Here is a 13,727-nt window from a genome sequence, read left to right as displayed (position 1 = left end):
GTTCTCTTTATTGAGGCTGGCTTTTATTTTTTTAGTAGAAGTATAATAGGATTTTTAAATGGCTTACTAATAAACCTGTAATAAAACATAAAAATTGTCTCATGTTTAGAAAAACTATTAAGAATGAGGTAAGGAAGTAGAACAGAAGTTTATTGAGAAGTAGAGAAGAATAGTTTGGGAAAATGAATATCTATTTTTATTTATGTCAAGATTGTCCTGTAATGAAGACCGAGATACAAGGTACATAATGTAAATAAGACTGATTGATTATGTCAGTCTTATTTGTATATCTTAATATCATTAAAAATCACATCAAATATATCTTTTTGCGTAAAGTTATCTGTAAAAATAGTTTCTCTCGTAACCTCAATTGTATCGTGCGGATTATACCATTTTTGTAGGGAATCTTCACCAAATTCATGTCGTTTGTCCCTTGTGTTATGTCTTCTAATAGTTTCCTCTAATGATAAATCAAAGTAATATGCAAATGCATTTTCATCAAAATAACGAATTAATTCTTTTAACATCTCACCATACCTATGACTGTTCAAAATACCTTCTAAAATAACAAATTTACATTTTCCTTTTCCGTACTTCGTAATTTCAAATAGTAAATCATGTGATAAATTACCCATTGTGTCGTGTACTCTAAGCATATCTCTACGTACAACATCCTGTGATACTAAAAGTGTCCCTTGTCCAAAATGTTCTTGTAGTTGTTTTGCAATCGTTGTTTTACCACTTGCGGAGTTTCCTCTAAGAATGATTAAAGTGGATGTAAGTATAGGTTTAGACATAATGTATTCCTCCAACAGTATTAATTATATAGAAAATTTTAACAAAAAAAGTGAGGGAAGTGTATAATCAATATGATGGATATTTAAGAAGGGGGTAAGATGGGAGATACATTAAAAAATGCACAACCTATATGGAAACGGACTTGGTTTCGTTATCTAGGGGCATTTTTTATTGTTCAGTTACTGTTTATCCCGCATTAACGGGCAGTAAGACCCCACCTCAAAATTCAGCGAAAGCGAAGAAGTTAGGTGGGGGATCAACTGCCCATAAAAGCCCGATTGGTTCAACTAATAATCAGTGGGGGATGAACAAAACCCCCACTGATTAAAGTTTCACTTTATTTTGTGTGAAATCACTGGGTGGGCACCAAACTTTAGGCCAGGTGGAGAGTTTTTTAATAGAATATTAAATTCTCAATTTTTCACTGAATGGTTTACACTCTATACAATCCCGCAATTTAACGTATTTACAGCATTTTTTGCGATTACATTACTACCATATGCATTAGTAGGTGCAATGAAAGATGTAACAGCAAGAAAAAATATAAAGGAATAATAGAGGTATAATATGCTTTTTCAAAAAGAAGGTTTATTGATTAGATACGTAATGGAAGATGATGCATCTATCGTTTCTAAATGGTTAACGGACCCAGCAGTCCTGCGGTATTACGAAGGACGAGATAATCCGCAGTCTGTAGAAAAGGTGCTTGATCATTTTATACATAATCCAAACGGTAATGAAAAAAGATGTTTAATAGAATTTGATACCGTTCCCATTGGTTACATGCAAATGTACCCAGTTGATTCAGAGTGGAAAGCGTTATATGGCTATAAAGAATCACAAAATGTATGGGGAATGGACCAATTTATCGGTGAACCAGCCTATTGGGGAAAAGGAATTGGACAAAAACTCGTTCAGGCAGCAATTACATACATTATGGGTGAAATGGGAGCAGAAGCAATCGCAATGGATCCGAAAGTAAATAATGAACGAGCGATAAAGTGTTATGAAAAATGCGGATTTAAAAAAGTAAAGATTTTAAAGGAACATGAGCTGCATGAGGGGAAATTAGAAGATTGTTGGATGATGGAATACAAACAATTATAATGAATATGCAATGGCTTATATAAACGAAGGGAGCTGTGCGAAATGAAAAAAGCGTTAATCGTAATTGATGTGCAAGTGGGTATGTATACAGCTGGAATGCCAGTACATAATGGGGAAAAGTTTTTACAAACATTGCAAGAGCTTATTGGGGAATGTCGTTCAAATGATATCCCAATTATTTATGTCCAACATAACGGTCCTAAAGACCATCCGTTAGAAAAAGGTACGGATGGGTGGCGAATCCATGCGGCAATCGCTCCGCAAGAAGGAGATAATATTGTTGAAAAGACGACGCCAGATTCATTCCATAAGACAAACTTAAGAGAAGTGTTACAAGAGAAAGGAATTGAACACGTTATTCTTTCGGGAATGCAATCAGAGTATTGTGTAGATACGACAACGCGCAGAGCATGTAGTGAAGGATATAAAGTAACGTTAGTGAGTGATGCACATAGTACATTTAATACAGAAGTGTTACGTGCTGAAGATATTGTGCAACATCATAACGCAGTATTGGGAGCGTTTGCGGATGTTGTTGCATTAAAAGACTTGAAAGTGGCTGCCTCTAAATAAGAGGTAGTTTTTTTATTAGAAAAAAGCGTCAAATATTGTCGGTAAGTCGATATTTTGAAATAATCGTTTATATAATTTCACGTACCATAATGAAAATATACAAAAAAGGAGCACCACATAATTAAAAAGGGTACTCCTGCATTAAAATGTTACTTCTTCTTGTCTTTATCCAATATATTTTGTTCTTCAGCAAACTCCGTACCATATGCAAAGCGGCGATTAATACGAATGTTATCATTGTTGTGCCTTGTATGAGAGTTAGAGAAGCGATGAACGATTACTTCAGATAAAGTGAAGACGATGGCAGAAAGGATACTGCCCCATGCAATTTGCATATAGTTGTCTAATAAAATATTACCGAAAATCCATACGCTTAAATATGTTAATAAGAAATCCGACATAATGGCACCAGTATTGCCAATTCGATTTAAAATAATTTTATCAACGAACATGTAGGATACGATTGTAACAAAGAGACTGAATGAAATAATTTGAACAAACGTTGCAGGGAAAAATAAAGCAAGCCCAATGCTAAATGCGATAATGCACGATATAAACTTGATAAGCACTACTGTGAAATCATTCAAAATTTACACCTCCGATTTATACATAGTTTTTCAATAAATTCTGGAGTTCATACATTGTAACGGATTTATTTATATAAAACTTTTTCATGTTCGGAATTTAGTCTAAATATTATAAAAACATTGAAAAAATGTTATAGTAAAATGAGAGTGTATGACATTTTTAGGTAAGGGGGAATCCAGGATGTGGATTACTTCAGAAGTAGAAATTCCAGATGAGTTAATTGATCACCTTGAGCAAGGAAAGTTAGTGTTATTTGTTGGAGCGGGAGTTTCTATGAAAGGGAAATCAAACTTACCGAATTTTGATGATTTAGTTGATGAAATTGCAAAAACGTTATATGTCGAAAAACGCGAAATAACAGAACCACATGATTATTATCTTGGTAAAATTGCGAAAACAAAAGATGTACATCAAGTCGCAAGAGATCTTGTTCATATAGAGAAATCAAAACCGAATCCATTGCATTATGCAATTCCAAGGCTATTTCCTTTAGATACAGATATCCGCATTGTAACAACAAATTTTGATCAACATTTTACAACAGCAATTAAGGAAATAAATAGAGATATCAATGTTTATTACGCTCCAGCTTTACCGACTGGGAGAGCTTTTAAAGGTCTTGCTTATATACATGGTAATGTAGAACAGGAGAAAGAGGCTTTAATTTTAACAGACGGTGATTTTGGAAGGGCTTACTTAACAGAAGGATGGGCAAGAAGATTTTTAGTTGATCTATTCTCAAATTACACCGTTTTATTCGTTGGATATAGTCATAATGACCCAGTAATGAAATATTTAGCAACTGGTTTACCACCAAGTACAAGACGATTTGCTTTTGTCGCACAAGGAGAAAATACGTACCATTGGGAACATTTAGGGATAAGACCAATTGTGTATCCGAATAAGGTGAATAATCATCAATCCCTCGTAAAAGCGGTAAAACGCTGGGCTGAATTAATGGGTGATAATTATATTACGAAAAGAATGCGTATTCGGGATATTGTAACGGTTCCCCCGTCAGTAGAACAGGAACAATTATCATACATAAAGCAATCGATTAAAAAAATTGAAACAGTACGTTACTTTGTGGAATTTGCTCATGATTATGAATGGGTCGAATGGTTAGAAGCAGAAGGTAAATTACAAAATTTGTTTATGCTTACGCCAAACTATAATGAAGTAGATGAATTACTTGCAGAATGGTTAGTGGAACAATTTCTTTTTAGTCATCAGAAAGAATTATTTCAATTAATTTATAAAAACTATTCTAAAATATCACCGTTATTATGGAGAACAATTTGTAACTACTTAAACGAAACGAAGAGTAAGATGGACCCGCTGTTGTTTGCAAGGTGGACACTCCTTTTATTAGAAACAGCTGAAAAAGATAGTAGCTCTATAGAAAAGATTTCTAAGTTACTGCAAAAATGTTCTTTTCCTGAGCATAAAGAAATTGCCTTATTGTTACTAACTTTTATTTTAGACGGAAAACTGAAGTTGAAACGTGTAAGAAAATGGGGGAATGATACGCAAGAATCAATAGAACTCGAGGAATCGAGTCGCTTACCAGTATCTACATTTTCTCATGTGGAGCAAATTTGGAACGAAAAGATGAGGCCATATATCGCTTATTATGCTGTTCCAATTATGATGATTGGATTAGAAAAATTGAGAATGTTGTCGTTAAGACAAACGGCACTGAAAAAAAGAAATAAGGAAAATGTAGAGAAAGAGTTTCATCAAAATGATCTTGCATTTTTAATACGAATTGTAAAAGAGTGTCTAACTTATTTATGCGAAAACAATGAGAAAAAAGCGGATTATTATATTACAGAAATGATAGAAGCAAATGGTGTACTTCAAAAGCGAATTGCAATTGATGCGATGAATAAAAATATTTTTGTTCGTGTAGATGACAAAATGAAATGGTTGTTACATGAAGGACTTCTTTTAGATTTCACTTATAAACACGAAGTTTTTCAACTTTTAAAAAGGCATTATGCACATTGTTTAGAAAAAACAAAAGAAGAAGTCACTCGAACTGTAATAAAGCATCTTACAGAAGAGAGGGTATTTGATGCATGTCTCGTATTAGACTTATTATTCAAGTGTGATTCGAGTAGCCCATCTACGGCAAATGGGTATGAGTTAATGAAGCAAAAGCATCCTCATTTTCATTCTGAACGATACAGTGTACAAAAGAAAGAAGATACAGCAGAAAGCATTACTTGCAATGTAACTGCTGACGGATTATTGCAGCTGAAAGATGTTGAAATTATGAAGCAAGTTCAGCAATTTTCGCAAGATGGTGTTTTTGAACAACGCCATTTTTTAGAGATGTTATCAAAAGCATGTAAATTAAACACAGAGTGGAGTATTTCATTTGCATACCGATTAGTAGGAGTGCAAGAAATAAGTAATGAAGTATGGTTTGTTTGTATTAGAGAATGGCGAAATAATCGAGGATTGACGAATGAGCAAATCCAAAAAATTATTCCGCTATTGCAGAAATTTGTTAGAAATACCGCTTTTCATTGGTTAATTAGTAGTTTTCTATATGAAGTTAGTAATCGACTAGAAGAGTTAGAAGAGAATAGTATACGTGTTGTAAAACGATTTGCTTTTTCAGTGTTTCCTCAAGTTATGAAGAGTGATACAGATTTTAAGCTTGGGAAACAAGATTTTTATAATGAATCAATTCAGCATCTAGTTGGAAAAATGACGGCTGTATTATTAAAGTTGTTATCATATGATCATTTATACGATCGTAATGTATATGAATATTTATTTTTATTTGAAGAACAAGTAAGAGTTAATTCGGAACGAACAAACTTTATGTTTGCCCGTTTAATAGCAGATATTACATTTTTATATCATATTGAAAAACAATGGTGCCGAAAATATTTGTTACCATACTTAGATTTAAAAAAACAAAATGAGATTACGGAATATGCATGGGCCGGCTTATGTTACACGCAAATAAATTTACCTTTATTTACAGAAATGAAGCGATTTATTAAGTATGCGATAGAACATTTGGAAGTATTACATCCGCATACGAGAGAAGCTTTCTTGAAGTGGCTTAGCTTTGTATTTATTAAATGTGTACTATATTGGGAGCAAAAAACAGATTGGTTATACCCGTTACTCATACTAGAAAATGAAGAAAATAAAATTAAGTTTATGCAGTTTTTATGCTATTACGTCAAAACATTAAGTGTAAAAGAACAACAAAAATTTTGGACAGCTTGGCTCAGTGTATTTTTGCGAGAACGACCAAAAATGGGTGAGATAACTGCAAGAGAATATGTAATGCTTTTACGTATTATTTTATACATGGATGAAATATTAGAAAAAGGATTATGTATTATGTCTCGTGCATTTTCAAGTGTACATGGTAAATGTACAGGTGAGGAAATGAAGCAGTTATTGATTGAAATGCTTCATAAAAAAGAAAGTATGAAAGCGCATAAAGAAATATTTGCAAATGTGTTTTTTATTTTACTACAAACATGTCACGAAGCCGTTTTATTTGAAAAAGAAATCATACAAATAAAAGAATTATTAGTTCAGTATGAAGTAGAGGAATATGTTTTACATTTACTAGAAAATGAAATGATTCGCATAGGAATTGTAATGGGTGATTTACAAAAAGAATTATAGGACGAAAGTGGAATTTTAAAAAATATATAAAAAGTTGTTGACAGTGTTTTGAAAAGCGTTCTATAATACGAATCATACTTATTCAATTTCAAAAAACATTTGAATAAACAAAGTGCAATGAAGAGATCACAGTAGTGGTTAATCTTACTGTAACAGAGAGCTGGTGGTTGGTGTGAACCAGTACAGGGATAATCATGAATTACAGTCTTGGAGCATCTTTTTCGTAATAAAGATAGTTTGTCTTTATGAGGAAAAAGCGGTCAATTGATCGTTAACAGTGAAGAGAGGTAGACGGAAAGTTAGTCTGCAACTAGGGTGGTACCGCGATAAATATCGTCCCTACTGATTTATTCAGTAGGGACTTTTTGTATTTTAGTGGTCCAACTTGAAAATAAAATAGTCATGCATTGAAAGGAAAAGCAGTAGTTGTTGTTTCCCTGTAACAGAGAGCTGGTGGTTGGTGCGAACCAGTACATAAACAAGAGCGAATTACAGTCCTAGAGCATCTTTTTCGTAGTAAAGATAGTATTGTCTTTATGAAGGGAAAGACGGTCAGATGATCGTTAACAATGAAGAGAGGTAGACGAAAGAAGTCTACAACTAGGGTGGTACCGCGATAAATATCGTCCCTACTGATTGGATCAGTAGGGCTTTTTTGTACAAAAAAGTGGGTTTCTAACTAGTAGTTCATGTCTTTGTACGAATTATTAGTTTAAGATAAGAAGAGGTATCGATTCCACTATAAATTTGTATAATTAGTCAGTTCAGAAAATAGAGAATTTTTTATTCTCTTACTATACTTTTAAAACATTAGAGGAGGATTTCCAAATGGCAAATCATGAATTAGATCAATTACGTAAACAGGTAGATGAAATTAACTTACAACTATTACACCTTTTAAACAAACGTGGTGAAATCGTTCAAAAAATTGGAGAGCAAAAGCAAGTACAAGGTACGAAACGCTTTGATCCAGTACGTGAGCGTGAAGTACTTGATATGATCGCAGAGCATAACGAAGGACCATTCGAAACATCAACAGTTCAACATATTTTCAAAACAATCTTCAAAGCTAGCTTAGAGTTACAAGAAGATGATAACCGTAAAGCGTTATTAGTATCACGTAAAAAGAAACAAGAAAACACAATCGTTGATGTAAAAGGTGAATTGATTGGTAACGGAACACAAACATTCATCATGGGACCTTGTGCGGTAGAAAGCTTAGAACAAGTTCGCCAAGTAGGGCAAGCGATGAAAGACCAAGGCTTAAAATTAATGCGCGGTGGTGCATTCAAACCGAGAACTTCTCCATACGATTTCCAAGGTTTAGGAGTAGAAGGACTTCAAATTTTACGTCAAGTAGCAGATGAGTTTGACTTAGCAATTATTAGTGAAATTTTAAATCCGAACGATGTTGAAATGGCATTAGACTACGTTGATGTAATTCAAGTTGGCGCACGTAACATGCAAAACTTCGATTTATTACGAGCTGTAGGTAAAGTTAACAAACCAGTATTATTAAAACGTGGATTAGCAGCAACAATTGATGAGTTCATTAACGCAGCGGAATACATCATTGCGCAAGGTAACGATCAAATTATTCTTTGTGAGCGCGGTATCCGCACATACGAAAGAGCAACACGTAACACATTAGACATTTCTGCAGTACCAATTTTAAAGAAAGAAACACATTTACCAGTTATCGTTGATGTAACACATTCAACTGGACGCAGAGATTTATTATTACCAACAGCGAAAGCGGCACTTGCAATTGGCGCAGATGCAGTAATGGCTGAAGTTCATCCAGATCCAGCAGTTGCATTATCAGATTCTGCACAACAAATGGACATTCCAGAATTCCATAGATTCATGGATGAGTTAAAAGGTTTCAAAAATAAATTATCTTAATTCCATATCATATATGCGTTGAAGAGGAAACAGTAGTGCTTATCTCACTGTTAAAGAGAGCTGATGGTCGGTGTGAATCAGTACAAAGGTAAGCATGAATTACAGCCTTGGAGCATCTTTCCCGACAACTTTTGGAGGGGAAGACGGTCAAACGATCGTTAAAGAAGAAGAGAGGTAGACGAAAGAAGTCTACAACTAGGGTGGTACCGCGATAAACATCGTCCCTACTGAGCGCTCAGTAGGGACTTTTTTGTACAAAAAAATAGTAAAGGGGCAAGAGAAATGAGATACATTACAGCTGGAGAATCACATGGACCGCAGTTAACAGTTATTTTAGAAGGTGTACCAGCCGGTTTGACACTTACGGCGGAACATATTAATAAAGAATTATTAAGAAGACAAAAAGGTCATGGACGCGGAAGACGTATGCAAATTGAAACAGATACAGTTGAAATTGTAAGTGGTGTTCGTCACGGGATGACACTTGGATCACCGATTACGTTAATTGTAAAAAATGATGATTTCAAACATTGGACGAAAGTAATGGGTGCAGAGCCAATTTCGGAAAAAGAAAGTAAAGACATGAAACGTACAATTACAAAACCACGTCCCGGACATGCAGATTTAAATGGAGCAATTAAATATGGTCATCGTGATATAAGAAACGTATTAGAGCGGTCATCTGCAAGAGAAACGACAGTTCGTGTAGCTGCTGGTGCAGTTGCAAAACAAATTTTAAGCGAATTAGGCGTGGAAATTGCAGGACATGTTCTTGAAATTGGTGGAGTAAAAGCAAAACATATTTCAAACTTATCGATTGAAGAAATTCAAACAATTACTGAAAACTCACCAGTTCGATGTTTAGATAAAGAAGTAGAGCAAGAAATGATGAATGCGATTGACAACGCAAAAAGTAGTGGAGATTCAATCGGTGGTATTGTGGAAGTCATTGCAGAAGGTATGCCGATTGGCGTCGGTAGTTACGTCCATTACGATCGTAAATTAGATGCAAAACTTGCTGGTGCAATTATGAGTATAAATGCATTTAAAGGTGCTGAAATTGGCGTAGGTTTTGAAGCGGCACGACAACCAGGAAGCAAAGTGCATGATGAAATTCTGTGGGATGAAGAAAAAGGATACACGAGAAAAACGAATAATGCCGGCGGTCTAGAAGGCGGTATGACAACAGGTATGCCAATTATCGTAAGAGGCGTGATGAAGCCGATTCCTACTTTATACAAACCGTTAGCAAGCGTTGATATTGATACGAAAGAAGCATTCCAAGCGAGTATTGAAAGATCTGATAGTTGCGCAGTACCAGCGGCGGGTGTAGTAGCTGAATCTGTTGTGGCATGGGAACTTGCAGATGCTCTAGTCGAACAATTCGGAAAAGATCGTATGGAATTATTAAAACAAAATATTATGCAACACAATAACTACGCAAAAGAATTTTAATAAAAAGGTGGGTTTAACGTGCAAGTAAAAGATCAACTATCATCATTACAACCATATAAACCAGGTAAATCACCAGAACAAATGAAAGAAGTGTACGGAGATCATTTGTTTGTGAAATTAGCATCGAATGAAAATCCATTTGGTTGTTCACCGAGAGTTTTAGAAGAGTTGCAAAACTCTTGGTTGGAACATGCTTTATATCCTGACGGAGGTGCTACAACGCTCCGTCAAACAATCGCAGATAAGTTGCATGTGCAAATGGAACAAGTACTTTGTGGTAGTGGTTTAGATGAAATCATTCAAATAATAAGCCGCGCCGTATTACGAGCGGGAGATAACATTGTAACAGCAGGTGCAACATTCCCGCAGTACCGTCATCATGCAATTATAGAAGGTTGCGAAGTGAAGGAAGTTGCGTTAAATAACGGTGTATACGACTTAGAAGAAATTTCTTCAGTAGTAGATAACAATACAAAAATTGTATGGATTTGTAACCCGAACAATCCAACAGGCACATATGTGAATGACCGAAAATTGACTCAATTCATTGAAGGTATTAGTGAAAATACGTTAATTGTCATTGATGAAGCGTACTATGAATACGTAACAGCAAAAGATTTCCCAGAGACATTACCGCTTTTAGAAAAACATAAAAATATTCTTGTACTTAGAACATTTTCTAAAGCGTACGGATTAGCTTCTTTCCGCGTTGGATATGCGGTTGGACAGGAAGAGTTAATCGAAAAATTAAATGTCGTTCGTTTGCCATTTAACGTATCTTCATTAGCGCAAAAAGCAGCGACGATTGCTTTTGGTGACGATGAGTTTATTGAGGAAATAGTTCGTGTAAATACAGAGGGATTACAACAATATGAAAGCTTTTGTAAGGAAAATGAAATTCCATTTTATCCATCGCAAACAAATTTCATCTTCTTGCCAGTTGAGAATGCTGGAGAGATTTATGAAGCTTGTGCACACGCAGGATTTATTATTCGTCCGTTCCCGAATGGTATCCGTATTACAGTCGGAACAAGGGAGCAAAATGAAGGGGTGATTTCAGTGTTACAACAACACTTTGAAAATAAAAAAAGAAAGTCTCGAGATGAGGAAAATGCGTAAAAAGGTAGTATTAATTGGAACAGGTTTAATAGGAGGCTCTCTCGCATTAGCAATTAAGAAAGAGCACGATGTAACGATAACAGGGTACGATATATTTAAAGAGCAAGTAGAGCGTGCAAAAGAATTACATGTAGTAGATGAAATAGCAATTAATTTACAGCATGCATGTGAAGAGGCACATTTAATTGTTTTTGCTTCTCCAGTTGAAGAAACGAAGAAGTTATTACACAAATTAGCGTCATTTCGTTTACGAGAAGATGTGATTGTAACCGATGTTGGTAGTACAAAAGGGACGATTATGAATGAAGCGGAAGCTTTGTTTTCAAAAGAAGTTTCTTTCATTGGCGGACATCCGATGGCAGGTTCTCATAAAACAGGCGTTGAAAGTGCAAAAGCGCATTTATTTGAAAATGCATTTTACATTTTAACGCCGATGAATCATGTGCCAAATGAACATGTAGAAGAACTTAAGCGTTGGTTAAATGGAACGGGATCTCATTTTCTCGTTTTAAATACGGAAGAACATGATTATGTAACAGGGATCGTTAGTCATTTTCCGCATCTTATCGCAGCTGGGTTAGTAAAGCAAGTGGAGAAACATGCAGGAGATAATCCGCTCATTCATCAACTAGCTGCCGGAGGATTTAAAGACATTACACGTATCGCATCTAGTAGCCCAAAAATGTGGAGTGATATTGTTAAACAAAATCGTGAGCATTTAATGGTATTATTAAAAGAGTGGATCTCTGAAATGGAAGATTTATATGATACAGTTTCGACCGGAGATGCAGGCGAGATTCAAAACTATTTTGCAGACGCGAAAGAATACCGTGACTCTTTACCAGTACGAAAGAGAGGGGCAATTCCTGCCTATCACGACTTATACGTCGATGTTTTAGATAAAGTAGGGGCATTGGCTCATATTACGAGTATTTTGGCGCGCGAAGAAATTAGTATTACGAACTTGCAAATATTAGAAGCGCGTGAAGGATTGCTTGGGGTATTACGTATTAGCTTCCAAAGAGAAGAAGATCGTATGAAAGCAAAGCTAGCGCTTGGAGAAGAAAAATACCAAACTTATGAAACAATTTAAATGAGAAGGTGAAAACGTGAAGGAAAGAACGATACAACCTGTTAATAACGGATTAAATGGTAACATTACAATTCCAGGAGATAAATCCATTTCACACCGCGCTGTCATGTTCGGTGCGATTGCAGAAGGAAAAACAACAATTAAAGGTTTCTTGCCCGGTGCAGATTGTTTAAGTACGATTTCTTGTTTTAAAGAAATGGGAGTAGACATCGTGCAAAACGGTGATGAAGTCACTGTAGTTGGCAAAGGATTAGAAGGTTTACAAGAACCGAAAGCTGTATTAGATGTTGGTAATTCTGGTACAACTATACGTTTAATGTCAGGGATTTTGGCAAATACACCATTTTTCTCTTGCGTACAAGGTGATGCATCTATCGCAAAAAGACCGATGAAACGTGTTACAAATCCATTAAAACAAATGGGTGCAAACATTGATGGGCGGGAAGAAGGAACGTTTACACCGCTAACAATACGGGGCGGAGATTTAAAAGCAATTGAATACACTTCGCCTGTAGCAAGCGCACAAGTAAAGTCAGCTATTTTACTTGCAGGACTTCGCGCAGAAGGTGTAACAGCTGTTACAGAACCACATATTTCCCGTGATCATACGGAAAGAATGCTTGAAGCATTTGGCGTTACAGTAACGCGCGAAGGAAAAACAGTGAAACTTGCAGGTGGACAAAAGCTAACAGCAACAGATGTTCAAGTGCCAGGTGACGTATCATCAGCTGCATTTTTCCTAGTAGCCGGTGCAATCATTCCAAATAGTAAACTAGTATTACAAAATGTAGGGATGAATCCAACTCGTACAGGTATTATTGATGTTTTAGAGAAAATGGGTGCTACGTTCACTGTAGAGCCAATTAACGAAGGATCATCAGAACCAGCTGCAAACATTACGATTGAAACATCTTCATTAAAAGGAATTGAAATTGGCGGGGATATTATCCCAAGATTAATTGATGAGATTCCTGTTATTGCATTAGCGGCAACGCAAGCAGAAGGAATTACAGTAATTAAAGATGCACACGAATTAAAAGTAAAAGAAACAAACCGTATTGATACAGTCGTTGCTGAGTTAACGAAACTAGGAGCTCGAATAGAAGCAACTGATGACGGTATGATCATTTACGGAAAATCAGCTCTAAAAGGCAATATAGTAAATAGTTATGGTGATCACCGTATCGGAATGATGCTTGCAATTGCTGGCTGCCTGGCAGAAGGAAAAACAATTATTGAAGATGCAGAAGCAGTAGGTGTATCATATCCTACATTCTTTGACGAACTTCAAAAGTTAGCTAAATAAAAAGGGTGGAAAGCAGATACGTGATGTATCTGCTTTTTTTGTTAAAACGTCCGTGTAATTTCACTTACCGAACTATAATAGTAAGAATTATGATACAATTTAAACAGGGAATGGAGGAGA

At 35.5% G+C, this 13,727-nt stretch carries 10 protein-coding genes, 2 pseudogenes and 3 other annotated features; of the genes and pseudogenes, 10 read left to right on the top strand and 2 right to left on the bottom strand.

The window, feature by feature from the left end:
• Nucleotides 1-278: 278 nt before the first annotated feature.
• Entirely contained in the window at nucleotides 279-797 is a 519-nt protein-coding gene (locus AXW78_RS14255; protein WP_000042588.1) for a kinase, read from the bottom strand.
• Nucleotides 798-896: 99 nt separating this feature from the next.
• Between AXW78_RS14255 and AXW78_RS33875 the strand changes: the two are divergent.
• The 4 genes and pseudogenes from AXW78_RS33875 to AXW78_RS33865 all read left to right on the top strand — a co-directional run.
• Nucleotides 897-980, top strand: a pseudogene (locus AXW78_RS33875) (YfzA family protein); the annotation flags it as partial.
• Between the two features lie 154 nt (nucleotides 981-1,134).
• Nucleotides 1,135-1,353: pseudogene (locus AXW78_RS14250) on the top strand (YfzA family protein); the annotation flags it as partial.
• 12 nt (nucleotides 1,354-1,365) lie between these two features.
• Nucleotides 1,366-1,905, top strand: a complete 540-nt coding sequence (locus tag AXW78_RS33870; protein WP_000898778.1) for a GNAT family N-acetyltransferase — start codon at nucleotides 1,366-1,368, stop codon at nucleotides 1,903-1,905.
• Nucleotides 1,906-1,947: 42 nt separating this feature from the next.
• Nucleotides 1,948-2,478, top strand: coding sequence for a cysteine hydrolase family protein (locus AXW78_RS33865; RefSeq protein WP_000709546.1), 531 nt, complete (start codon nucleotides 1,948-1,950; stop codon nucleotides 2,476-2,478).
• 149 nt (nucleotides 2,479-2,627) lie between these two features.
• Here AXW78_RS33865 and AXW78_RS14235 read toward each other — a convergent pair whose 3' ends face one another.
• Nucleotides 2,628-3,065 (bottom strand): YndM family protein, encoded by a 438-nt coding sequence (locus tag AXW78_RS14235; protein WP_000997702.1) that lies wholly within the window; start codon nucleotides 3,063-3,065, stop codon nucleotides 2,628-2,630.
• Between the two features lie 181 nt (nucleotides 3,066-3,246).
• Between AXW78_RS14235 and AXW78_RS14230 the strand changes: the two genes are divergently transcribed.
• The 6 genes from AXW78_RS14230 to aroA all read left to right on the top strand — a co-directional run bounded on the left by AXW78_RS14230 (nucleotide 3,247) and on the right by aroA (nucleotide 13,607).
• A complete protein-coding gene (locus tag AXW78_RS14230) occupies nucleotides 3,247-6,729 on the top strand; it encodes a DUF4020 domain-containing protein (RefSeq protein ID WP_061884297.1) in 3,483 nt (1,160 codons plus the stop codon).
• Between the two features lie 108 nt (nucleotides 6,730-6,837).
• Nucleotides 6,838-7,073: a binding site (T-box leader), on the top strand.
• 54 nt (nucleotides 7,074-7,127) lie between these two features.
• Nucleotides 7,128-7,363 (top strand) — a binding site (T-box leader).
• A gap of 194 nt (nucleotides 7,364-7,557) precedes the next feature.
• Nucleotides 7,558-8,634 carry a bifunctional 3-deoxy-7-phosphoheptulonate synthase/chorismate mutase gene (locus tag AXW78_RS14225; protein ID WP_001273575.1) on the top strand — a complete coding sequence of 359 codons (1,077 nt, stop codon included), beginning with the start codon at nucleotides 7,558-7,560 and terminating at the stop codon, nucleotides 8,632-8,634.
• Nucleotides 8,635-8,643: 9 nt separating this feature from the next.
• Nucleotides 8,644-8,863, top strand: a binding site (T-box leader).
• 53 nt (nucleotides 8,864-8,916) lie between these two features.
• The gene (aroC, locus tag AXW78_RS14220) at nucleotides 8,917-10,089 is read left to right on the top strand and encodes a chorismate synthase (RefSeq protein ID WP_001269424.1); all 1,173 of its coding nucleotides are present in this window, start codon (nucleotides 8,917-8,919) and stop codon (nucleotides 10,087-10,089) included.
• 18 nt (nucleotides 10,090-10,107) lie between these two features.
• Nucleotides 10,108-11,208 carry a histidinol-phosphate transaminase gene (gene hisC / locus AXW78_RS14215; RefSeq protein ID WP_001197237.1) on the top strand — a complete coding sequence of 367 codons (1,101 nt, stop codon included), beginning with the start codon at nucleotides 10,108-10,110 and terminating at the stop codon, nucleotides 11,206-11,208.
• Nucleotides 11,201-12,301, top strand: a complete 1,101-nt coding sequence (gene tyrA / locus AXW78_RS14210) for a prephenate dehydrogenase (RefSeq protein ID WP_001228129.1) — start codon at nucleotides 11,201-11,203, stop codon at nucleotides 12,299-12,301. The genes hisC and tyrA overlap by 8 nt, the downstream gene beginning before the upstream one ends.
• A gap of 16 nt (nucleotides 12,302-12,317) precedes the next feature.
• Nucleotides 12,318-13,607: a 3-phosphoshikimate 1-carboxyvinyltransferase gene (gene aroA, locus AXW78_RS14205; protein WP_000664613.1), complete on the top strand. Its 1,290-nt coding sequence runs from the start codon at nucleotides 12,318-12,320 to the stop codon at nucleotides 13,605-13,607.
• The last annotated feature ends 120 nt before the right edge of the window (nucleotides 13,608-13,727 follow it).

This window comes from Bacillus thuringiensis (genome assembly GCF_001595725.1).
GTDB classification, from domain to species: Bacteria; Bacillota; Bacilli; order Bacillales; family Bacillaceae_G; genus Bacillus_A; species Bacillus_A thuringiensis_K.
The sequence above is the reverse complement of the archived record's forward strand: the minus strand, read 5'-3'. Positions and strand labels throughout refer to the sequence as shown.

Excerpts from the sequence above, each read along its gene's own strand:
- AXW78_RS14255 (WP_000042588.1), bottom strand. The coding sequence starts at position 797 with ATGTCTAAACCTATACTTACATCCACTTTAATCATTCTTAGAGGAAAC.
- aroC (WP_001269424.1), top strand. The coding sequence starts at position 8,917 with ATGAGATACATTACAGCTGGAGAATCACATGGACCGCAGTTAACAGTT.
- AXW78_RS14230 (WP_061884297.1), top strand. The coding sequence starts at position 3,247 with ATGTGGATTACTTCAGAAGTAGAAATTCCAGATGAGTTAATTGATCAC.
- AXW78_RS33865 (WP_000709546.1), top strand. The coding sequence starts at position 1,948 with ATGAAAAAAGCGTTAATCGTAATTGATGTGCAAGTGGGTATGTATACA.
- tyrA (WP_001228129.1), top strand. The coding sequence starts at position 11,201 with ATGCGTAAAAAGGTAGTATTAATTGGAACAGGTTTAATAGGAGGCTCT.
- AXW78_RS14225 (WP_001273575.1), top strand. The coding sequence starts at position 7,558 with ATGGCAAATCATGAATTAGATCAATTACGTAAACAGGTAGATGAAATT.
- AXW78_RS33870 (WP_000898778.1), top strand. The coding sequence starts at position 1,366 with ATGCTTTTTCAAAAAGAAGGTTTATTGATTAGATACGTAATGGAAGAT.